Annotated in this window: 19 protein-coding genes; 14 read left to right on the top strand and 5 right to left on the bottom strand. The window is 74.0% G+C overall.

Annotated features, from left to right (window positions below):
• The first annotated feature begins 64 nt into the window (after positions 1–64).
• From FM125_RS02250 to FM125_RS02270, 5 genes are all read left to right on the top strand, one after another.
• Positions 65–835, top strand: coding sequence for an ABC transporter ATP-binding protein (locus FM125_RS02250; protein ID WP_087133522.1), 771 nt, complete (start codon positions 65–67; stop codon positions 833–835).
• Positions 832–2577: a Tat (twin-arginine translocation) pathway signal sequence gene (locus tag FM125_RS02255; RefSeq protein WP_245829731.1), complete on the top strand. Its 1746-nt coding sequence runs from the start codon at positions 832–834 to the stop codon at positions 2575–2577. The genes FM125_RS02250 and FM125_RS02255 overlap by 4 nt, the downstream gene beginning before the upstream one ends.
• A gap of 89 nt (positions 2578–2666) precedes the next feature.
• Positions 2667–3008, top strand: coding sequence for a DUF3039 domain-containing protein (locus FM125_RS02260; RefSeq protein ID WP_067188833.1), 342 nt, complete (start codon positions 2667–2669; stop codon positions 3006–3008).
• A gap of 12 nt (positions 3009–3020) precedes the next feature.
• On the top strand, positions 3021–4814 hold the full coding sequence (locus tag FM125_RS02265) for a DEAD/DEAH box helicase (protein ID WP_087133523.1): 1794 nt from the start codon (positions 3021–3023) through the stop codon (positions 4812–4814).
• Positions 4815–4994: 180 nt separating this feature from the next.
• A complete protein-coding gene (locus FM125_RS02270) occupies positions 4995–7124 on the top strand; it encodes a heavy metal translocating P-type ATPase (RefSeq protein WP_245232032.1) in 2130 nt (709 codons plus the stop codon).
• Here FM125_RS02270 and FM125_RS02275 read toward each other — a convergent pair.
• The 4 genes from FM125_RS02275 to FM125_RS02290 all read right to left on the bottom strand — a co-directional run bounded on the left by FM125_RS02275 (position 7006) and on the right by FM125_RS02290 (position 10365).
• Entirely contained in the window at positions 7006–7482 is a 477-nt protein-coding gene (locus FM125_RS02275; RefSeq protein WP_067188829.1) for a GNAT family N-acetyltransferase, read from the bottom strand. The two genes, FM125_RS02270 and FM125_RS02275, sit on opposite strands and share 119 nt — an antisense overlap.
• Positions 7483–7610: 128 nt before the next feature.
• Entirely contained in the window at positions 7611–8300 is a 690-nt protein-coding gene (locus tag FM125_RS02280) for an AAA family ATPase (protein ID WP_082739527.1), read from the bottom strand.
• Between the two features lie 23 nt (positions 8301–8323).
• Entirely contained in the window at positions 8324–9001 is a 678-nt protein-coding gene (locus tag FM125_RS02285) for an isochorismatase family protein (RefSeq protein ID WP_067188825.1), read from the bottom strand.
• A gap of 11 nt (positions 9002–9012) precedes the next feature.
• A complete protein-coding gene (locus tag FM125_RS02290; RefSeq protein WP_255217996.1) occupies positions 9013–10365 on the bottom strand; it encodes a nicotinate phosphoribosyltransferase in 1353 nt (450 codons plus the stop codon).
• Positions 10366–10456: 91 nt separating this feature from the next.
• Here FM125_RS02290 and clpS point away from each other — a divergent pair, with 91 nt between their 5' ends.
• Genes clpS through FM125_RS02325 form a run of 7 tightly spaced genes read left to right on the top strand, consistent with a single transcriptional unit; the run spans position 10457 to position 15977 of the window.
• Positions 10457–10774, top strand: coding sequence for an ATP-dependent Clp protease adapter ClpS (clpS, locus tag FM125_RS02295; protein ID WP_067188861.1), 318 nt, complete (start codon positions 10457–10459; stop codon positions 10772–10774).
• A gap of 4 nt (positions 10775–10778) precedes the next feature.
• A complete protein-coding gene (locus tag FM125_RS02300; protein WP_067188823.1) occupies positions 10779–11606 on the top strand; it encodes a DUF2017 family protein in 828 nt (275 codons plus the stop codon).
• Complete coding sequence (gene murI / locus FM125_RS02305) at positions 11603–12550, top strand: glutamate racemase (RefSeq protein ID WP_067188821.1); 948 nt, start codon at positions 11603–11605, stop codon at positions 12548–12550. The genes FM125_RS02300 and murI overlap by 4 nt, the downstream gene beginning before the upstream one ends.
• Entirely contained in the window at positions 12547–13362 is an 816-nt protein-coding gene (locus FM125_RS02310) for an MBL fold metallo-hydrolase (protein ID WP_067188819.1), read from the top strand. Before murI ends, FM125_RS02310 begins: the two co-directional genes overlap by 4 nt.
• A gap of 22 nt (positions 13363–13384) precedes the next feature.
• The gene (gene rph, locus FM125_RS02315) at positions 13385–14140 is read left to right on the top strand and encodes a ribonuclease PH (RefSeq protein ID WP_067188817.1); all 756 of its coding nucleotides are present in this window, start codon (positions 13385–13387) and stop codon (positions 14138–14140) included.
• Positions 14137–14844 carry a non-canonical purine NTP pyrophosphatase gene (locus FM125_RS02320; RefSeq protein ID WP_067188815.1) on the top strand — a complete coding sequence of 236 codons (708 nt, stop codon included), beginning with the start codon at positions 14137–14139 and terminating at the stop codon, positions 14842–14844. The genes rph and FM125_RS02320 overlap by 4 nt, the downstream gene beginning before the upstream one ends.
• Positions 14841–15977, top strand: coding sequence for a 3'-5' exonuclease (locus FM125_RS02325; protein WP_067188813.1), 1137 nt, complete (start codon positions 14841–14843; stop codon positions 15975–15977). Before FM125_RS02320 ends, FM125_RS02325 begins: the two co-directional genes overlap by 4 nt.
• A 90-nt stretch (positions 15978–16067) precedes the next feature.
• Here FM125_RS02325 and FM125_RS02330 read toward each other — a convergent pair whose 3' ends face one another.
• Positions 16068–17219: an ADP-ribosylglycohydrolase family protein gene (locus FM125_RS02330; RefSeq protein ID WP_067188811.1), complete on the bottom strand. Its 1152-nt coding sequence runs from the start codon at positions 17217–17219 to the stop codon at positions 16068–16070.
• Between the two features lie 75 nt (positions 17220–17294).
• Here FM125_RS02330 and FM125_RS02335 point away from each other — a divergent pair, with 75 nt between their 5' ends.
• On the top strand, positions 17295–18509 hold the full coding sequence (locus FM125_RS02335) for an exonuclease SbcCD subunit D (protein ID WP_067188859.1): 1215 nt from the start codon (positions 17295–17297) through the stop codon (positions 18507–18509).
• The gene (locus FM125_RS12375; protein ID WP_087133524.1) at positions 18506–21589 is read left to right on the top strand and encodes an AAA family ATPase; all 3084 of its coding nucleotides are present in this window, start codon (positions 18506–18508) and stop codon (positions 21587–21589) included. The genes FM125_RS02335 and FM125_RS12375 overlap by 4 nt, the downstream gene beginning before the upstream one ends.
• The last annotated feature ends 9 nt before the right edge of the window (positions 21590–21598 follow it).

Below are 21598 nucleotides of genomic sequence, written 5' to 3' on the forward strand. Positions count from 1 at the left end.
AACGCCCTGATCTCCGTCCTGAGACGGAGTCGGCGGAGGCTGTGCGCCCGCTAGCGTGGACGCCATGCGAGCAGAAAACGCCCCGGACCCGGACTTCGCCCTCGTCGCCCGAGCGCTGACCAAGCGCTTCGGCGACCGCCTCGCCCTGCAGGGTCTCGACCTGGACGTGCCCGCCGGCTCGTTCTTCGGCGTCGTCGGCCCGAACGGCGCCGGCAAGACGACCGCCCTGTCCATGGCCACCGGCCTGCTGCGGCCGGACCACGGCCGGGCCTGGATCCACGGGGTGGACGTCTGGCAGCGGCCGCGCGAGGCCAAGTCCCGCGTCGGTGTGCTCGCGGACGGTGTGCGCACCTTCGATCGCCTCTCCGGCGCCCAGCTGGTCACCTACGCCGGGCTGCTCCACGGTCTGGACGCGGACGTGGTGGCCGCACGCACGGCAGACCTGCTGCGGGTCATGGATCTGGCCGACGCCGGCCGCAAGCCCGTGGTGGACTACTCGGCCGGCATGACAAAGAAGGTCCTGCTGGCCGCGGCCATGGTCCATGCCCCGGACGTGCTGGTGCTGGACGAGCCGTTCGAGGCCGTGGACCCGGTCTCCGCCGCGAACATCCGGGACATCCTGCACAGCTACGTGGAGCGCGGCGGCACGGTGATCGTCTCCAGCCACGTCATGGACCTGGTGCAGCGCATGTGCTCGCATGTGGCCGTCATCGCCGAGGGCAAGCTCGTCGCCTCCGGCACCGTGGACGAGGTCCGCGGCGGCCAGGACCTGGAGGAGCGGTTCGTCGAGCTCGTCGGCGGCCGCCACGCCGGCGAGGGGCTGGCCTGGCTGTGACCGGCACCGACCGTACCGACGGCGCGCCCGCAGCACCGGACGCAGCGGCCGGCCGGACCGGCTCGGACACGGCAGCACGCCCCCTCGGCCCGGACGGCCGCCGCGCCCCCGAGATCGGCCTCGGCCGGGCGGTCGGCATCCTCGTGCGCCTGCGCTGGGCCCTGATGGTGTCCGGCTGGCGCCGCTCCACCGCCACGTTCGTGTTCAGCATCATCGGAGTGCTCTACTTCGGAGGCCTCACCCTGCTGGCCTCCACGGCCGTGGTCTTCGCCCCCGCGCCGGAGTCGACGGCCCTCCGCGCCGCCGTGACCACCCTGTTCTGCGCGGGCCTGGTGCTCGGCTGGTCGCTGGTCGCCCCGTTCATCACGGGCGTGGACGCCACCCTGGACCCGCGCAGCTTCCAGCCCTACCCGATCCGCCGCCTGCCGCTGGTCACCGGTCTGCTCGTGGGCACGCTCACCACGCCGCAGGGTGTGCTGACCCTCGTCTTCGCGCTCGCCGTGGGCGTCTCCTGGCGGGACCACCCGGCCGCCCTGCCCTGGGGCCTGGCCGGCGGCGTCCTCACCGCGGCCACCGCGCTCGCCCTGGCCTACGGCGTCACCGCCGTCCTGTCCTCCTACACCGGGCAGCGGCGCATCCGGGACATCGTCTCCGTCCTGGTCTTCATCCCGCTGATGCTCGGCGGCGTGGTCCTGAACCGGATCGCCGACTCCTTCGACCAGCTCGTGGCGCTGGCCGAGCCGGTCGCCGCGGTGCTCGCCTGGACCCCGTTCGGGGCCGCCGGCGCCGCCGCCGGCGCCGCGGCGTCGGGCGCCCACCTGACGGCCGCCGTCCACCTGGCGGTCGGCCTGGCCTGGCTGGCCGCCGCCGTCGCCCTGTGGGCCTGGGGCCTGCAGCGCACGGTGGAGCCCGTGGCGGAGGTGGGCGGCCGTCGTCGTGCCTCCTCCGGTGACGCGACGGCCCGGGAGCGGCCGCTGCGCTGGATCGGCCGTCCGGCCACCGGCCCCGTCACGGCGATCGCCGCCCGGTGCCAGCGCTACTGGTTCACGGACCCGCGCTACTCCGCCACGCTGGTGGTGGTGCCCCTGTTCGCCGTGATCCTGTGGTTCCTCGGCAGCCGGGGCGACGTCGGGGGCGGACCGCTGATCCCCACGATGCTGCTGCTCGGCCCGATGATCGCCTGGACCATGGGCGTGGCGGTCTCGGCGGACATCGCCTACGACCACACCGCCTTCCACCACCACGTCACCGCCGGTGTGCGCGGCGCGGACGACCGCTGGGGCCGCGTGCTGGGCATGGGCGTCCTCGGCGTCCCGGCCACGCTGTTGGGCGCGGTGGGCTCCGTGGCGCTCTACGGGATGTGGGACCACCTGGCCGTGGTGCTCGGCGCCTCGGTCGGCACGCTGGCCTGCGTCACCGGCATGGCCAGCCTGCTCTCGGCGCGCCTGGTCTACGCCGTGCCCAAGCCCGGCGACTCACCGTTCGCCACGCCGCAGGGTGCCGGCATGCGGACCGTGGTGGTGCAGATGGCCTCGCTGCTGCTGTCCCTGCTGATCACCCTGCCGATCACCGCGTGCGTGGTCGCCTACCTGCTCCTGGGCATGACGGCGCTGTGGGGCGCGGTCACCCTCGCCGTGGGCCTGCTCTGGGGTGGGGGAGTGCTCCTGCTTGGCGTGCGCCTGGGCGGGCGTTGGCTGGATCGCACCGCTGCGGAGACCTATCAGACGGTGGCGCGGTTCTGAGCGCGCACTGCACGCAGCCCGGGCGGCGCGGGGGACCCACGTTCCACACGGGCGGTGTCCACCTCCGGCGGGGTCGTAGAATGTCCGGCATGACTCTCCCCGGCGAACCGAACCAGAACGACCCGCTGTCCACCTCCGGCGGCGGCACCTCCGTGCTCGAACGTCAGGAGCAGGAGCAGCTGATCGAGCCGGGCGACCACGAGCGCTTCGCGCACTACGTCCGCAAGGAGAAGATCATGGAGTCCGCCATGACCGGCGAGCCCGTGATCGCGCTCTGCGGCAAGGTGTGGGTGCCGGGTCGCGACCCGAACAAGTTCCCGGTCTGCCCGCAGTGCAAGGAGGTCTACGACGGCCTGCGTGACCCGCAGGACGGCGGCGACGGCGGCTCGGGCGGCGGCAAGCGCGGCTGGTTCGGCAGGAACAAGGGCTGATCAGCGGCGCGCATGTCTGATCGTCAGGATCCCGCGGCACTGTTCCACGTCGGCGAGGACCTGCCCCCGGCCATGCCCGAGAGGGCGGCCTGGGGCACGGCGCCGAAGCTGCGCCAGTGGCAGCAGGAGGCCCTGGAGAAGTACCTCGCCGCCTCACCCCGTGACTTCCTCGCCGTCGCCACCCCCGGCGCCGGCAAGACCACCTTCGCCCTGCGCGTGGCGAAGATCCTCATGGACTCCGGCGCCGTGCAGCGCCTGACCGTCGTCGCGCCCACGGACCACCTGAAGCGGCAGTGGGCGGACAACGCCGCCCGCGTGGGCCTGGCGATCGACCCGAACTTCAAGAACGCGGACGGCCGCCACGGTGCGGAGTACCGCGGCGTCGCGCTCACCTACGCCCAGGTGGCGAACAAGCCGATCCTGCACCGCAACCGCACCGAGGCCGCCAAGACCCTGGTGATCCTGGACGAGATCCACCACGGTGGCGATGCCCTGAGCTGGGGCGACGGCATCCGGGAGGCCTTCGAGCCCGCCACCCGGCGCCTCGCCCTGACCGGCACCCCGTTCCGTTCGGACACCGCGACCATCCCGTTCGTGGAGTACACCGAGGGTGCGGACGGCATCGCCCGCTCCAAGGCGGACTACACCTACGGTTACGGCCCCGCGCTGCGGGACCACGTGGTGCGCCCGGTGATCTTCATGGCCTACTCGGGCCAGATGCGCTGGAAGACCTCCACCGGGGACGTGATGGAGGCCCAGCTCGGCGAGGCCGCCACGAAGGACATCACCAACTCGGCCTGGCGCACCGCGCTGAACCCGGAGGGCGAGTGGATCCCGGCCGTGCTGCGCGCCGCGGACCGCCGTCTCACCGAGGTGCGGCGCAACGTCCCGGACGCCGGCGGCCTGGTGATCGCCTCGGACCACGAGGACGCGCGTGCCTACGCCGCCCAGCTGGAGGCGCTGACCGGTCAGAGGCCCGCGGTGATCCTCTCGGACGACAAGGGCGCCTCGGACCGCATCGAGTTCTTCTCCGCGTCGGACGAGCGCTGGATGGTGGCCGTGCGCATGGTGTCCGAGGGCGTGGACGTGCCCCGCCTGTGCGTGGGCGTCTACGCCACCAACACCTCCACCCCGCTGTTCTTCGCCCAGGCCGTGGGCCGCTTCGTGCGCTCCCGCAGGCGCGGCGAGGTGGCCTCCGTGTTCCTGCCGTCCGTGCCGCATCTGATGCTGCTGGCCAACGAGATGGAGGTGGAGCGGGACCACGCCCTGGACCGCAAGACCGGCCAGGAGGTGGAGATCGAGGATCTCGCCGAGGCTCCGGAGGAGGACCTGCTCGCCGAGGCCAACCGCGCCGAGTCCGCCTCGGACACCCTGAACCGCCAACAGTTCCAGGCGATGGAGTCCCAGGCCAGCTTCGACAAGGTCCTCTTCGACGGCGGCGAGTTCGGCCTCGGCGGCGCCGTGGGCTCGGAGGAGGAGCTCGACTTCCTCGGCATCCCGGGCCTGTTGGACGCGGACCAGGTGTCCGAGCTGCTGCGCGCCCGCCAGGCCGAGCAGCTCAAGCGCAAGCCGAAGGCCACGGCGGCCCCTCCGCAGGAGGTGGTGGACCACCGGCGGCTGAAGGAGCTGCGCTCCGAGCTGTCCAAGACGGTCTCGGCCTGGGCGGCCCGCACCGCCACCCCGCACGGGGTGATCCACAACCGCCTGCGTGAGATCAGCGGCGGCCCGGCGGTCGCCCAGGCGACCCAGGCGCAGCTGGAGAAGCGTCTGGAGACCCTGCGCGGCTGGTTCGTCGGCCGCACCTGAGCCGCCCCCTGCTGGCTTGACGACGACGGCCGCCCACCACGGGCGGCCGTCGTCGCCTCCGGTCGGGGCCGGCCCGTGTCGGCGCTGAACGGAGGCGGGACAGGCATGCCTCACCTGCGTGGCACCGGGGCGCCTGCTGGGCGACGATGGGGGCCACAGGAGCAAGGAGGCCCCGCAGCCATGCAGCGCATCACCGGCATCGTCCGCCACTACCCCTGGGTGGTGGCCACCGTCATCGTCTTCGTCCTCACCCTCGGCCTGCACCTGGCCGGGGCGGAGGACCCCGCCCGCTGGATCGCCTCGGCGTATGCGCTCGTGGTGGCGGCCTGGACCTCGGTCGGCATGGTCAAGGACCTCATGCGCGGGCACTGGGGCGTGGACATCCTCGCCGTCACCGCGATCGTCGCCACCGTGCTGGTGGGGGAGTACCTCGCCGCCGTGCTGGTCTGCCTGATGCTCACCGGCGGAGAGGCCCTCGAGGACTACGCGGCCGGCCGGGCCCGGCGCGACCTGTCCGCCCTGCTGGACCGCGCCCCGCAGCACGCCCACCGCCTCCGCCCGGACGGCTCCGTGGAGGACGTCCCCGTGGAGCAGGTGCGCCCCGGGGACCGCCTGTTGGTCCGCCCCGCGGAGGTCCTGCCCGTGGACGGCACCGTGGCCTCCGCCGAGGACGGCGGCGAGATCGCCGTGGACCTGGACGAGTCCTCGCTGACCGGCGAGTCCCTGCCGGTGACACACCGCCCCGGCTCGTCCGTGATGTCCGGCGCGCTCAACGGCACCCGTGCCTTCGTGCTCGAGGCGACCGCCTCCGCCGCGGACTCGCAGTACGCGGCCATCGTCTCCCTCGTGAAGCAGGCGGCCGAGTCACGCGCCCCGATGGTGCGCCTGGCCGATCGCTACGCCGTGCCGTTCACCGCCGTCGCCTACCTCATCGCAGGCCTGGCCTGGTGGCTGTCCCAGGACCCGGTGCGCTTCGCCGAGGTGCTCGTGGTGGCCACCCCGTGCCCGCTCCTGATCGCGGCCCCAGTGGCCTTCCTCGGTGGCATGTCCCGTGCCGCCAAGTCCGGTGTGATCGTGAAGTCGGGCGGGACCATCGAGGCCCTCGGCTCCGTGCAGACCGTGGGGTTCGACAAGACCGGCACGCTCACTGCCGGCCGCCCCGAGCTGGTCGGTGTGCGCCCGGCCGCCGGCTTCGCCGAGGACGAGCTGCTGCGCCTGGCCGCCTCGGCCGAGCAGTACTCGGTCCACGTGCTCGCCGACGCCATCCGGGCCGCGGCCGAGGAGCGCGGGCTGTCCCTGACGTCGTCGCAGGACGCCACGGAGGAGGCGACGAACGGCGTCGTGGCGGTGCTCGAGGGACGCCGGGTCGTCGTCGGCAAGCGCGCCTACGTCACCGAGGCCGCGCCGGACACCGTCGCCGCGGACCTCGCCGCCGGCCAGTCCGCCGTCTACGTGGCCGTGGACGGGGCCTTCGCGGGCGTGCTGCTGCTGGCCGACCGCATCCGCCCCGAGTCCGCCGCCACCGTGCAGGCGCTGCACCGCCTCGGCACCGGCAAGGTCCTCATGCTCACCGGTGACGCCGAGGCCACCGGACGGCACATCGCCGGCGAGGCCGGCATCGACGAGGTCCACGCGGACCTGCTGCCTGCGGACAAGGTCCGCCTGCTCTCCGAGCGCCCGGAGCGCCCGGTGATGATGGTCGGCGACGGCGTCAACGACGTCCCCGTGCTCGCCGCCGCGGACGTGGGCGTCGCCATGGGCGCCCGCGGGTCGACCGCCGCCTCCGAGTCCGCCGACGTGGTGCTGCTCGCCGACGACGTCTCCAAGGTCGCCGTCGCCGTGTCCACCGGCCAGCGCACCCTCCAGGTGGCGAAGCAGTCGATCTGGGTGGGCATCGTGCTCTCCCTGGGGCTGATGCTGATCGCCGCCACGGGCGCCATCCCGGCCCTCGTGGGTGCACTGTTCCAGGAGCTGGTGGACGTCGTGGCCATCGTCAACGCCCTGCGTGCCATGAAGCCCGGCCCGCACGAGGCCGAACGGCTCGGTGACCTCCCCGCGACCGGCGCGCAGGGTCGGCGGCATCCGGTTGAGGCCTGGGCCGACCGCCGGGCCCCTGCCCTACACAGACCGACGGCCACGCACCTTGGGGTGCGTGGCCGTCGTCGTGCAGCGGCGTGGAGCAGCCGGCGGCTCAGCCGCCCTGGGGCGTCACGCGCACGAAGGCACGCAGCTCGCCGCCCTCCACGTCCCGGGACTCGCGGAAGCCGTGGGACTCGTAGAAGGCGCGCTGCCGCTGTTCGGTGTCCGTGATCAGCACATGCTGGCGGACCTGGCCGAACGGGGCGAAGACACGGCGCAGCAGCTCGGAGGCGATGCCGCGGCGCTGGTGCCCCGGGGCGACGAGGATGTCCTGCAGATAGGCGATGGTGTGGCCGTCCGAGACCACCCGGGCCAGACCCACCAGGCGACCGCCGTCGAAGGCGGTGACCACGGCGGCCGAGCCCTGCAGACCGCCCATGAGCGTGTCCATGTCCTGCGTGTAGGCGGACCACTGCACGCTGTCGTAGAGGGCGCGGACGTCGTCGGCGGCCGGGACGGCGCCGGAGACGTAGCGGACGCCGTCCTGGTCCGCGGCGGCGGAGGACTGGGTGCTGGGGGAGTCGGTCATGGCTTCTCTTCTCGTCTGCGTCGGGCGCCGCCCCCGGCATCCTCGCCGGGGTGCGGTGGCTCCATCATGCCGCACGGTATGACGTCCGTCACCGGTGCGCCGGATCGTGGCCTCGGCGGCCGAGCCCGTCAGAGGTGGCGCAGGTACCGCTCGGGGCCGGCGAGGAAGCGCCGCCAGTGGTCCACGGTCTCCCACTCCTCCCAGCGGGTCTCGCGCAGGCCGTGCTCCCCGGCCTCGAGGATCCGGGCGCCGGGCAGGGCGGCGAGCACGGGGGAGTGCGTGGACAGCAGCACCTGGCAGCCCCGCTCCACCCGCTCCAGGAGGAAGGCGGTGAGCGCGAGGCAGTTCTCGAAGGACAGCGCGGACTCGGGCTCGTCCAGGACCCAGAGCCCGCGCACCCCGGCCCGCTCGCGGCAGAAGGCGAGGAAGGACTCGCCGTGGCTCATCTCGTGCAGGCGGGAGCCGAGCGAGACGCCCTCCAGGTGCGTGAACAGCCCGTGCATGGCCTCGGCACGCAGGAACACGCCGCCGCGCGGGGCCCCGGCGCCGCGGGTGAGCTGCAGGTGCTCGGCCAGCGGGGACTCGGTGACACGGGTGGAGTGGCGGACGTGGTGGGTGCCGCCCTCCGGGTTCAGCCCTGCGGCCGCGGCGATCGCCTCGACCAGTGTGGACTTGCCGGCACCGTTCGGGCCGACCAGCACGGTCGCCGGGGACAGGTCCAGTCCCTCGTCCAGCACCTGGGCGACGGCGGGGACGGTCGCCGGCCACGCCGAGCGGTACAGACGCCCTCCGAGGGCGTGCTCGGACACCCTCCGCACGGGCAGGGCGGGGCCGAACGGGGTCACGAGGTCGTCAGGATCGCCCCGGCGTCCTTCATCTCCTCGAGCGCGGCCTCGGCGGTGTCCTCGGCCACGCCGGCCACCAGGTCGGTCAGCACGGTGACCTCGTAGCCGTTCTCGATGCCGTCCAGCACCGTCGCCTTCACACAGTGGTCCGTGGCGATGCCCACCACGGTGAGGGCCTCCACGTCCTGGGAGCGGAGCCACTCGTCGAGCGTCTCGGCGCCCGGCTCCACGGCGTCCGCCGCGGCGCGGGTGGCGCCGTAGGGGCCCACGCCGGCTGCGGCGCCCTCACCGGAGCGGACCTCGTCCGGCTCGCCGAGCTGGCCGTCGAAGCCGGAGTAGGAGGCCGAGTGCAGGCCCTTGAGGAACTGGGCGTCCGGGCGGACCTCCTCCATGTCCAGGTCTGCGTGCAGCTCGGCGCCGGCCGTGCCGGCCACGCAGTGCACGGGCCAGGACACGGAGAAGTCCGGCTCTTCGCCGGCGGCGGCGAAGTGCTCTGCCGGGTCCACGTGCCAGTCGCGGGTGGCCACCACCACGTCGTACTCGTCGCGGCGGTCGGCCAGGTGCTCGGTGATCGCGGCGGCCACGTCGGCGCCGTCGGCGGTCGCAAGGGATCCGCCCTCACAGAAGTCGTTCTGGACGTCCACGATCACCAGGGCGCGGGTCAGCTCGGTCATGGCGGTCCTCCTCAGAATTCCTGGAACAGGGTGGGGATGGCGGGCTCGCCCGCCTGCAGGCGTCCCACCGAGGCGGGCAGCTCGGCGAGGGAGGCCCGGTGGCGTTCGGCGGCACGGGTGACGGCCTCGGTGCCGGTCCAGCCCGCCTGCAGCTCGCCGTCCACCACGAACTCGTGCAGCAGCGGGCGGTCGTCCGCGTCGGCCTCCGGCGAGCGGTTGACGCCCACCAGCTCGGCGACGGCGCGGCCGCGGGTGTCCCGGCGGCGGGCGGCGTCCTTGCGGCCGCCAAGGGAGGCCTTGCCCTTGGAAGCCTTGGCCACGTCCACCCATGCGCCGTCGTCGTTCTGGCGGGCCACGAGCTTGTAGACCATCGCGGCGGTCGGCGCCCCGGAGCCGGTGACCAGGCGGGTGCCCACGCCGTACGAGTCCACCGGGGCGGAGCGCAGGTGGGCGATCGCATACTCGTCCAGGTCCGAGGTGACCATGATGCCGGTCTCCGTGTTGCCCAGCCCGTCCAGCAGCTCGCGGACGGAGTGGGTCTGGGAGACGAGGTCGCCGGAGTCGAGCCGGACGTTCTTCAGAGCCCTGCCCGCCACGTCCACGGCGGTGCGGACGCCCTGCTCCACGTCATAGGTGTCCACGAGCAGGGTGGTGTCCGCGCCGAGGGCGGCCACCTGCGCCTCGAAGGCCGCGCGCTCGGAGTCGTGCAGCAGGGTGAAGGAGTGGGCGGCGGTGCCGCCGGTGCTGAGCCCGTAGCGGCGGGCCGCCTCCAGGTTGGAGGTCGAGGCGAAGCCCGCGATCACCGCGGCGCGGGCGGCGGCCACGGCGGACTCCTCGTGGGTGCGGCGCGAGCCCATCTCGATGCACGGGCGGCCACCGGCCACCGCGGTCATGCGGGAGGCGGCGGAGGCCACGGCGGAGTCGTAGTTCATCACCGAGAGCAGGAACGTCTCGAGGATGCAGGCCTCAGCGAACGTGGACTCGACCTGCAGGATCGGCGAGTGCGGGAAGTAGGCCTCGCCCTCGGCGTAGCCGATGATCGTGCCGGAGAACCGGAAGTCGGCCAGCCATTGGAGGGTCGCATCGTCCACCACCTTCGTGTCCGCCAGATGGTCCAGTTCGGCGGTGCCGAAGCGGAAGCGGGACAGGCCCTCGAGGATGCGGCCGGTGCCGGCCACCACGCCGTAGCGGCGGCCGTCGGCGAGGCGGCGGGTGAACAGCTCGAACCGGCTCCTGCGCTGGGCGGTGCCGGCCTTCAGGGCGGCCTGCAGCATGGTCAGCTCGTAGTGGTCCGTCATCAGGGCCGTGGTGGTGTGCCACGGCTCGCGCTGCGCGGTGTCCTGGTGGAGGTCGGTGTGGTTCACGTGAGCCACCCTATGCCACGGTGTGGCAGGCTCCACGGTCCGTTCCGCCCCCGTCCCCGGGAACACGGCGAGTAGGATGGAGCCCATGTCGATGACGGAATCCGGTGTCCCCGGCCCCCGTGGCGCCGCCGACACCGCCCTGCTGGAGCGCCCGGATCCGGCCGCGCTCGCGGACCGTCCGTGGAACGTGGTCGTCTGGGACGACCCCGTGAACCTGATGAGCTATGTGGCCTTCGTCTTCCGCAGCCACTTCGGCTACTCGGCAGCGAAGGCGCACTCCCTGATGATGCAGGTCCATGAGAACGGCCGCGCCGTGGTGGCGCGCGCTGGCCGCGAGACGGCCGAGCGTCACGTCAGCGCCATGCATGGCTTCGGGCTGTGGGCCACCCTCGAAGAGGCGGAGGGCTGAGACCGTGGCCGAGGGATTCCGCTGGACACGGCGCGGCTATCGGGCGCGTCTGGAGCCTGCCGAGGCGCGCCTGCTGCGCGGCCTGTTCAAGGATGTGGCGACGCTGCTGAGCGGCCGTCGCGACGACGCGGCCGAGGACTCCGCCGCCCCCGCCCGGGACGCCGCGTCCACGGCGCCTGTGCCGGGCCGCCCGGACGAGGGCACGACGACGGCCGCCGACTCCGCCTCGGAGGACGCCTCCTCGTCGGAGCAGACCGGGGACGAGCCGACGGACGGCTCCGGTGCGGACGGCGCCTTCTGGTCGCTGGTCTCCGGCCTCAGTCTCGGCGCCGCCACCCGCCAGGCCCCTGCCGATCCGGCGCTGCTGCGCCTGCTGCCGCCGAGCTTCGGCTCGCCGTCCGGGACCGGCGCGGACGACCCCGGGAAGGCCGCCGCAGACGCCCAGCGGGACGCCGAGCACCGCGCGGACGCCGAGGACCTGCTGATCGACGCGAAGCTCGCCGACGCCGAGCGTGCCCGCGAGCTGCTGCGCTCCACCGAGCTGCGCCTGGACGACGCCGAGGCCCTGGCCTTCAGCCGCGCCCTCAACGATGTCAGGCTCGTGCTCTCCGCCCGGCTCGGGATCACGGACGCGCAGTCCGCCGCCCGCGTGCACTCCGTGGACGACTGGAAGCACGCCGCGGACGAGCAGTCCGCCATGGCGCTGCTGTACAACTTCACCTCGTGGCTGCTCGAGAGCCTCATGGACCAGATGCTGCGCGGCCTGCCCGAGGACGGCCGCGAGGACGTGCCCGGCGCCGAGGATCCGGACGCCGGAGAGGACATCCGATGAACGCCGCCTCCGCCGGGCCCACCGCCGCCGCGCCGATCGGCATCTTCGACTCCGGCGTGGGCGGGCTGACCGTGGCCCGCGCGATCATGGACCAGCTGCCCCACGAGCCGCTGATCTACGTCGGCGACACCGAGCACGCCCCGTACGGTCCCCGTCCGATCGCCCAGGTCCGGGCGCTGGCGCTCGGCATCATGGACGAGCTCGTGGAGGCGGGGGTGAAGGCGCTGGTGATCGCCTGCAACTCGGCCTCGGCGGCCGTGCTCCGGGATGCCCGCGAACGCTACACCGGCCGCTACGGGATCCCCGTGGTGGAGGTCATCCAGCCCGCCGTGCGCCGCGCCGTGGCGGCCACCCGCAACGGGCGCATCGGCGTGATCGGGACCCAGGCCACCGTGGGCTCCCGCGCCTACGAGGACTCCTTCTCCGCCGCGCCGCACCTGGAGGTCGTCTCCTCGGCGTGCCCGCGCTTCGTGGAGTTCGTGGAGGCCGGCATCACCGCCGGCCCCGAGCTCATCGAGACCGCTGAGGAGTACGTCGCCCCGCTCAAGGCCGCCGGCGTGGACACGATGGTGCTCGGCTGCACCCACTACCCGCTGCTGACCGGCGTGCTGTCCCTCGTGATGGGGGAGGACGTCACCCTGGTCTCCTCGGCCGAGGAGACGGCCAAGGACCTGTACCGTGCCCTCGTCCAGCACGGGCTCGGGCACCCGCACTCCGCGGCCGGCGCCGCCCAGGCCGTGGACCACCGCTTCATGGCGACCGGCGACCCCGAGCAGTTCCAGACGCTGGCCCGCCGCTTCCTCGGCCCCGAGGTCGGGGCCGTCCAGCACATCGACACCGTCCGTGAGCGGTACCCCACCGGGGTCCTCGCCCAGATCACGCCCGAGATGATCGAGCGCAGCCGACGCCGGCCGCCGGTCACGAGGGAGGAGCCCACCGCATGAAGCTGACCATCATCGGAGCCAGCGGGTCGTTCCCCGGCCCGGGGTCGCCCGCCTCCTGCTACCTCGTCACTGCGGACGGCGTGGCCGAGGACGGCGTCACCCCGAAGACGTGGCGCATCCTGCTGGACATGGGCAACGGCTCCCTGGGCACCCTGCAGCGCTACATCATGCTGGAGGACCTGGACGGTGTCTGCCTGTCCCACCTGCACCCGGACCACTTCATGGACCTGTGCGGCCTGCACGTGGCGGTGCGCTGGAACCCGGACGGCTGGCACCGCGGGCGTGTCCCGGTGCTGGGCCCGACCGGCACCGCCGAGCGCATCGCCGTGGCCTACGGCATGGACCCGGAGCCCGGCATGCACCCGGACTTCGACTTCACCACGTGGGAGCCGCTGACGCCGGCCCGGCTTGGCCCGTTCCGCATCACGCCCCACCCGGTGCGCCACCCCATCGACGAGGCCTACGCCCTGCGCATCGAGGTGGACGAGACGGACGCGGACGGCTCCGCCACCACCCGCGTGCTCACCTACTCGGGGGACACCGACGAGTGCGACGGCCTCGTCGAGGCCGCCCGCGACGCCGACCTGTTCCTCTGCGAGGCCGCGTTCCACGAGGGCCGCGACGACGCGATCGAGGGCGTGCACCTCACCGGCCTGCGCGCCGGGCGTATGGCCGCCCGTGCCCGCGCCAGGCGTCTGCTGCTGACGCACCTTCCGGTGTGGAACGACCCCCAGCGGGCCGTGTCCGAGGCCGCGCAGGCCTATGACGGACCCCTCACCGTGGCCGTCTCCGGCATGAGCTACCGCGTCTGAGGCGAGTCCTAGACTGGTGGGCATGACCGCTGCTGACCAGAACCACACCCGCCCGGACGGACGCGCCGTCGACGAGCTGCGCCCCATCACCATCACCCGGGGCTGGTCCCGGCAGGCCGAGGGGTCGGCCCTGATCGAGTTCGGGAACACCCGTGTCCTCTGCACCGCCTCCTTCACCGAGGGTGTGCCCCGCTGGCTCAAGGGCGAGGGGACCGGCTGGGTCACCGCGGAGTACGCGATGCTCCCGCGCGCCACGGACTCCCGCAGCACCCGCGAGTCCATCAAGGGCAAGATCGGCGGCCGCACGCACGAGATCTCGCGGCTCATCGGCCGCTCCCTGCGCGCCGTGATCGACATGGACGCCCTCGGCGAGAACACGATCGTCCTGGACTGTGACGTGCTGGACGCAGACGGCGGCACCCGCACCGCCAGCATCACCGGCGCCTACGTCGCGCTCGTCGAAGCCGTCGAGTGGGCCCGCCGCGAGGGCCACGTCAAGCGCGAGGCGAAGGTCCTCAAGGACTCGGTCTCCGCGATCTCCGTGGGCATCGTGGACGGCGTGCCCGTGCTGGACCTGCCCTACGTCGAGGACGTCAAGGCGGAGACGGACATGAACGTGGTGGTCACCGGCTCCGGCGACTTCGTGGAGGTCCAGGGCACCGCCGAAGGCGCCCCGTTCCGCCGTGAGGAGCTGGACACCCTCCTGGACCTGGCCCTGTCCGGCACCGCTGAGCTGGCGCAGATCCAGGCCGAGACCCTCCGCGGGGAGCGGGCATGAGCCGAACCGCCCCCGCCGGGACGGAGCACGGCGTCCCCTCGGGAGCCCGCCTGGTCCTGGCCACCCGCAACGCCGGCAAGGTCCGCGAGCTGCGCCAGATGCTCGCCGCCGCCATGCCGGAGCTGGATGTGGAGGCCGCCGTGGTGGACGCCGCGGCCGTCGACGCCCCGGACGTGGTCGAGGACGGCGTGACGTTCTCCGCGAACGCCCTGAAGAAGGCCCGCGCGGTGGCCTCGGCCTCCGGCCTCATCGCCGTGGCGGACGACTCCGGACTGTCCGTCGACGTCCTCGGGGGCGCCCCGGGGATCTTCTCGGCCCGGTGGGCAGGCCGCCACGGGGACGACGCCGCGAACCTCCGCCTGCTGCTGGACCAGCTCGCGGACGTGCCGGCCGAGCACCGCGGCGCGGGGTTCGTCTGCTGCGCCGCGCTCGCCGTGCCGGGCCCGGCCGGCGCCGACGGGGCCCGTGAGATCGTCTTCGAGACCGTCGCCGAGGGGCACCTGCGCGGCACCCTGCTCACCGCGCCGGTGGGCGACGGCGGCTTCGGCTATGACCCGATCCTCCAGCCCGAGGGTCGGCAGGTGTCCACCGCACAGCTGTCCGCGGAGGAGAAGAACGCCATCAGCCACCGCGGCGAGGCGTTCACCGCGCTGCTGCCGGCCCTCGTCGAGGCCCTGCGTGCCCAGGAGGAGCACACCACATGAGCGCCCCGTCGTCCTCCGCGCCCGTGCCCGGGCTGGACTTCACGGCGATCGACTTCGAGACCGCCAACGGCTTCCGCGGCTCGCCCTGCTCCGTGGGAGTCGTCCGCGTGCGGGACGGGGCGATGGTGGACCGCGCCTCCTGGATGATGCGGCCGCCGCTGGGCTTCGACCGCTTCGACCCCCGCAACGTGAGGATCCATGGCATCACCGCGGAGCAGGTCGCCCGTCAGCCGCGCTTCGCCGAGGTGTTCGAGGACCTGCGGGCCTTCTGCGGCCAGGACGTCCTCGTGGCCCACAACGCGGGCTTCGACGTCGGCGTCATCGAGTCCGCCCTTGAGGTGTCGGATGCGGACGTGCCCCCGCTGGAGTACGCGTGCACGCTCATGCTGGCCCGCAAGGCCTACGACCTGCCCAGCTACGCGTTGCCCTCGGCCAGCCGCGCCGCCGGCTTCGTGCCCGGCCGCCACCATGAGGCGCTCGCGGATGCCGAGGCCTGCGCCGCGATCCTGATCGACGTCGGGCGCCGTGCCCATCAGGACGCCGCCGGCCCGGTGCCGGTCGCCCACGTCCTGGGCGCCCACGGCCTCGAGGTCGGCCGTCTCGCCGGCCACCCCCACGGCCGGGGGCACGAGTCCCGCCCCACCCGTCAGGCGCGGGACATGAAGGACGTCTTCGACGCCCGGGTGCCGCTGCGCTCCGACCGCTCCATGCCGGACTTCATGCGCTGGCCGGAGGAGGGCGTGAACACGCCGGCCAACCCGGACGCGTCCCCGCAGAACCCCCTGTTCGGGCACGTCGTGGTGTTCACCGGCGGCATCGGCATGTCCCGGCAGGAGGCCAAGGACCGGGCGGCTGCGCTCGGCGCGCAGCCCTCCTCCCGCGTCAGCGCGCGCACCACCATGCTCGTCATCGGGGACGGCTTCTGCGCCGAGGATCTCGTCCTCACCGCCAGGGAGGCGGACGGCTCCGGCGCCCCGGCCCGCGGCGCGGACCGCGTCACCACCACGGCCCTGGCCCACCGCAAGACCCGCGACGCGTTGCGCCGTCGCGCGGCCGGACAGCAGATCGCCCTGGTCTCCGAGCCCGAATTCCTCCAGATGCTCGGCGGGAACTGGCCCCCGGCCGCCCGGTGATGCCGGCGGGCCCGCCACGGGCTCGACGACCATCGGCACCGGTGGCCGGCGCCAGGCGGGCAGCCTCCTGACGGAAGACAGCCGACGTCGTCAGCTGGTGGCGGCCACCCAGCGTTCGGCGGCCTCGACCACCACGTCACGCTCGGCGATCCACTCCGGCACCGCGTCGGCCAGCGCCGCCACCGGGACCCCGTCGGCCGACTCCACGCCGAACACCGCCATGCCGTGGGCGGCGCCGAGCAGCTGCCCGGCCAGGGAGGCGGTGGAGTCCGAGTCGCCGTCGTGGTTCGCGCCGATCCGCAGGGCCAGGGCCAGCGCGGCGGCCGGGGTGTCCGTCGTCCGCTCGGCCACGAGTGCGGCGTAGACGGCGATCGCCAGCGCCTCCTCGGCCACCCAGCCCTCGCCCAGCCCCACGGGGAGGTGCCCCGGGGCACCCAGGCGCGTGCCGTCGTCGTCCCCCTCCGCCGTGACGGCCAGCTGCCGGGCGAGCTCGAGGGCGGTGAGGGACTCGGCTGCGTCCTCGCCCTGGGCGGCGAGCCAGGCACGGCCGGTCTCCACGGCCTCGGCCAGGGTGCGGCCGGCGAAGAGCGCGTCCACGATCAGGGCGAAGGCGGCCGCGGAGGTCCAGGCGGTCGGATGCCCATGGGTGAGCACGGCACCCTGGCGGGCGAAGGACGCCACATGGGTGTCCGGCAGGCCGGGGACCATGCCGTAGGGCGCCGAGCGCATGATGGTGCCGCACCCCTTGGAGGCCGGGTTCTTCGGGTCCGTGGGCACGCCCATGCCGGGCTCGGCGAGGCCGGACAGGCAGGCGTTGCCGGGGGTGCGGCGCTCGTGGAGCTCGCGGCGGGCATCCAGCCAGGTGTCCTGTGCCGGGGGAGCACCCTGTGGCAGGGCGCCGGTCTGGGTGCGGTGCCAGCGCAGGCAGGCCAGCCAGACGCAGGCGGCGGCGTCGGCCATCTGTCCGCGGTTCTGCCATTCGATCCACTCGCGCAGGCCGTCGGACACGAAGAGGGTCATCTGCGTGTCGTCGGAGATCGGCAGGTGCGCCACGCCCAGGCGCTCGAGCAGCTCGGCCGGGGTCCCGAGGCCCGTCGGGCCCCAGGCGGACACGATCGCGTCGGCGCGGTCGAACTCCACGGTGTAGCCGTAGGCGTCTCCGGCCGCCCCGGCGGCGAGGGTGGCCAGGACGCGGGCGGGATAGTCGGGCAGGCGCGGGTCGGCGAGGGGCTCGGCGGTCATGCCTCCATGCTAGTGAGCGCCGGCTGTGCACAGCCCGCCCTTATCCTGTCCGCAGGCCTCACTAGAGTGACGACCATGATCCTGCTCCACACCTCCGACTGGCACATCGGACGCTCCTTCCACGGCACCGGACTGCTCGAGTCGCAGCGCGCCGTGCTGGACCAGCTGGTGGCCACCGTGCGCGAGCGCGGCGTGGACGCCGTGCTCCTGGCCGGGGACGTCTACGACCGTGCCCTGCCTCCGGCGGACGCCGTGCGCCTGCTGGACGAGACCCTCGCCGCGATCCGCGCCGCCGGCGCCGCCGTGGTCATGACCAGCGGCAACCACGACTCCGCCGTCCGCCTCGGCTTCGGCGGCGCCCTCATGGAGGCCTCCGGCGTGCACCTGCGCACCGACCCGGAGCGCCTGGCCGAGCCGATCCTCCTGGAGGGCCGGGACGGGGAGCGGGCCGCCGTGTACGGCATCCCCTACCTGGAACCCCGCCATCTCGGGCAGGAGTGGGGTGTGGACCCGCACCACACGCCGGTGATGCAGGAGGCCGTGCGCCGCATCCGCGCGGACCTCGCCGCGCGTCGGCAGGACCCCGACGGCGGCCCGCTCGCCTCGATCGTGCTCGCCCACCTCTTCGCCGCCGGCGGCCAGGGGTCCGAGGGGGAGCGGGACATCGGCGAGGGCGAGCACCTGGACTGCGGCGCCGAGGACCCCGAGGCGCTCGTCGGCACGCTCGGCCAGGTGCCCGTCAGCGTGTTCGACGGTCTCGACTATGTGGCCCTCGGCCACCTGCACGGCCGTCAGACCATGGCCGAGCACGTGCGCTACTCGGGCTCCCCGCTGCCGTACTCCTTCGGCGAGTGGCAGCAGGACAAGGGCGGCTGGCTCGTCCACGTCAGCGGCGGCGACGTGACCGCGGTGGAGAAGGTGGACTGGCCCGGAGGGCGGCAGCTCGCCGTGCTCTCCGGACCGACCGCCGAACTGCTCGAGTCCGCCGAGTTCGACTGGGCCGAGGACCGCTGGGTGCAGGTCACGGTCACAGACGACGAACGCCCGGAGAAGGCGCTGGAGCGCCTGCGCGCGCGCTACCCGCACGTGCTCGTCTTCCGCCACGAGCCCGCCGGCGGGCGCAAGGAGCGGGAGAAGACCTACGCCCAGGCGCTGCGGGACGCCCCGTCCGACCTGGCCCTGACCACCGGCTTCGTGCACCACGTGCGCGAGCGCGCTGCCACCGAGGAGGAGACGGCCCTGCTGGACGCCGCCCTCTCCGCCGCCCGTGTGCAGGAGGTCCAGGCATGAGGATCCACAGCATCCGCCTCACCGGGATCGGCCCGTACGCCGAGACCCAGGACGTGGACTTCGAGGCGCTCAACAGCGCCGGGCTGTTCCTGCTGGACGGTCCCACCGGCGCGGGCAAGTCCACCATCCTCACCGCGCTCTGCTACGCCCTCTACGGCTCCGTGCCGGGCGGCCGCTCGCCCGATTCCCTGGTCACCACGCTCCGCCCCGCCGGCACTGTGGCCCCGGAAGTGCTCGTCGAGTTCACCGTCCAGACACGGCGCTTCGAGGTGCTCCGCTCGCCCCGCCATGCGCGTCCCAAGAAGCGGGGCAAGGGCACCACCATGACTCCGGCCTCCGTGTCCCTGCGCGAGCTGAAGGACGGCGCCTGGACGGCGCCGCTGACCCGCGCGGACGAGGTCGGCCAGCAGATCGCCTCCGTGATGCACCTGGACGCCGAGCAGTTCATGCAGGTCGTCATGCTCCCGCAGGGCCAGTTCGCGCGCTTCCTCACCGCCACATCGGACGAGCGTCGGGACCTGCTCCGCCGGCTGTTCGGCACCCAGCGGTTCGACGGCGTGGAAGAGCACCTCAAGGCCGAGGCCGACCGCCTGGACAGCCGTGCGGCCGCGGACAGGCAGATCGCGCAGAGTGCGCGCGAGCAGCTGCGTGAGGCCGCCCGCGAGGAGCTCGGCCAGGACTGGCACGACCCCGCCCCCTATCCGGAGGACGACGACGACCTCCTGACGCTGGTTGCCGAGCGGGCCGACGCCGCCCACGCCGCGGCGAAGACCCGCCAGGACGAGGCCGAGGCCGCCGAGAAGGCCGCACGCACCGCGCTCGAGCAGCTGCGCCGCACCGGCCAGGCGCTCGAGGCCGCCGCGGGTTGGGCGGTCCGGGACGAGGACCATCGCTCGAAGGCCGAGGCCACCGCCGCGGACCGGACGGCCGTCGAGGCCCACCGCCGCGCCGAGGCCGTGGTCACCGCCGCCGCCCGCGCCGAGAAGGCGGCGGGCGCCGCGGAGTCCGCCGCCGCCCAGGAGGAGGCTGCCCGCGAGCGGGCCGAAGCCGACGCCACCGCCGCCGGATGGCTGGCCGCGGCCCGCGCGGAGCAGGGGGAGGTGCAGCAGGGCGAGCAGGCAGAGGCCCGGGAGACGGTGCAGGAGGAACGTGCCCGGAAGGCCGTGCGCTCCGCCGTCCAGGCCGGCGCCTCCGCCGCCGAGGCGGTCGCCGCGGCCCTGAAGGACCGCATCCGCATCGGACGGCTGCAGGAACAGCAGGCCGCCGCCGCGCAGCGTCGTGAGGCCATCGTGGGGGAGCGCCGGACCGCGGAGACCGAGCGCGACGCCCGGGCTGAGGAGGTCGCCGCGCTGCGGGAGGAGGTCGAGGCCGGCGCCGCGAAGCTCGGTGCCCAGGACGCCGTGGACGCGGAGCTGGCCGCCGCGCGGGCCCGTCTCAAGGCGGCCGAGACGGCCGCTGCCCGCGCCGCCGAGTTCGAGACCGCCGAGGCCGCCCACACCCAGGCTCGTCAGGCCGAGGAGAAGGCCGCCCAGCGGCGCCTCGACCTGCTCCGGTCCCGCTACGAGCAGGCCGCCTCCGAGCTGGCCGCACAGCTCGAGGACGGTCATCCCTGCCTGGTCTGCGGCTCCGTGGAGCACCCCCGGCCGGCCGACCCCGTGGACGAGGACGTCACCGAGGCCGCCGTCCAGCGGGCCGAGAAGGCCCTGGAGAAGGCGTCCGCCGCCACCGGCGCGGCCGCGGCCGACGTGACCGCCGCCCAGGCCCGCCTCCACGAGGCGCGGACCGCCGCCGGCGGACTGGGCGTGGACGAGGCCTCGGAGGCGGTCTCGGCCGCTGAGGCCGCCAAGGAGGAGCTGGCCGCCGCCAAGCGTGCACTGGCGGCGACACGCCGCCGTCTGACCACGGCTCAGACGAAGCAGGAGTCCGTCGCCGCGCTCCTGGCCGAACTGGCCACCGAGGACGGCAAGCTCGAGGAGCAGTCCGCCCAGCGTGCCGAGCGCATCGCCGATCTCGAGGAGTCCGTCGCTACGGCCGCCGGCGAGGGCGGGGACCTTGAGGCGCGCCGGGACGCCGTCGTCGCCGCCCGGTCGCTGCTGGAGAGCCTCGACGAGGCCCTCGGCCGCCGTGCCTCCGCCGGCGCTCTGGCCGCCCAGGCCGAGGACGCACTGCGTTCGGCGCTGGCGGAGAAGGACTTCGCGGATGTGGCTGCGGCCCGTGCCGCCCGCCTCTCGCCCGAGGACGCCGCCGTGAAGGAGGCCGCCGTGCAGGCCTACGCACGCGAGGAGTCCGCGCTGGCAGAACTCGCCGCCACCGCCCTGGTGGCCGAGGGGCGCCGGCTCCGGGCGGAGGGGACGCAGGCGCCGGACGAGGCGCAGACCGCGGCCGCCGTCGAGCGTCTGCAGGCGGCCGAGGCCGCCTCCCGGGAGCAGGGGGCCGTCGTCGGCTCGCGGGCCGCCCTGGTGTCCGCCGTACGCCGGCAGTCCGCCGTCCTGCGCGAGGTCCTGGGCCGGGCGGCGGACCTGATCGCCGAGTACGAGCGCGTCACCGGCCTGCTCGCCCTGGTGCGCGGCTCCGGCGAGAACCGCCTGAAGATGCCGCTCACCAGCTACGTGCTGGCCGGGCGCCTCGAGGAGGTTGCCGCCGCGGCCTCCGAACGCCTGCGGAAGATGACCGACGACCGCTATTGCCTCGAGTACTCGGACGCGGTCGGCGGGCGCGGCAACAAGGGCCTCGAGATCGTCGTGCGCGACCACTATGTGGACGAGGTCCGGCACCCCTCCACCCTGTCCGGCGGCGAGACCTTCATGGCCTCCCTGTCCCTCGCCCTGGGACTTGCGGACACCGTGCAGGCGGCCTCCGGCGGCATCGAACTGGACACGCTCTTCGTGGACGAGGGGTTCGGGTCCCTGGACACGGAGACCCTGGACGAGGTGATGGGGGTCGTGGACTCCCTGCGCACCGGCGGCCGCACCGTCGGGCTCGTCAGCCACGTCGAGCGCATGAAGAACGACATCCCCACTCGCCTGGCCGTCACCAAGCACCGCCGCGGCTCCTCGCTCGCCGTCCACGACGGAGACTGAGACCGGGTG

Source organism: Micrococcus lylae (assembly GCF_900163825.1).
Lineage (GTDB): Bacteria > Actinomycetota > Actinomycetes > Actinomycetales > Micrococcaceae > Micrococcus > Micrococcus lylae.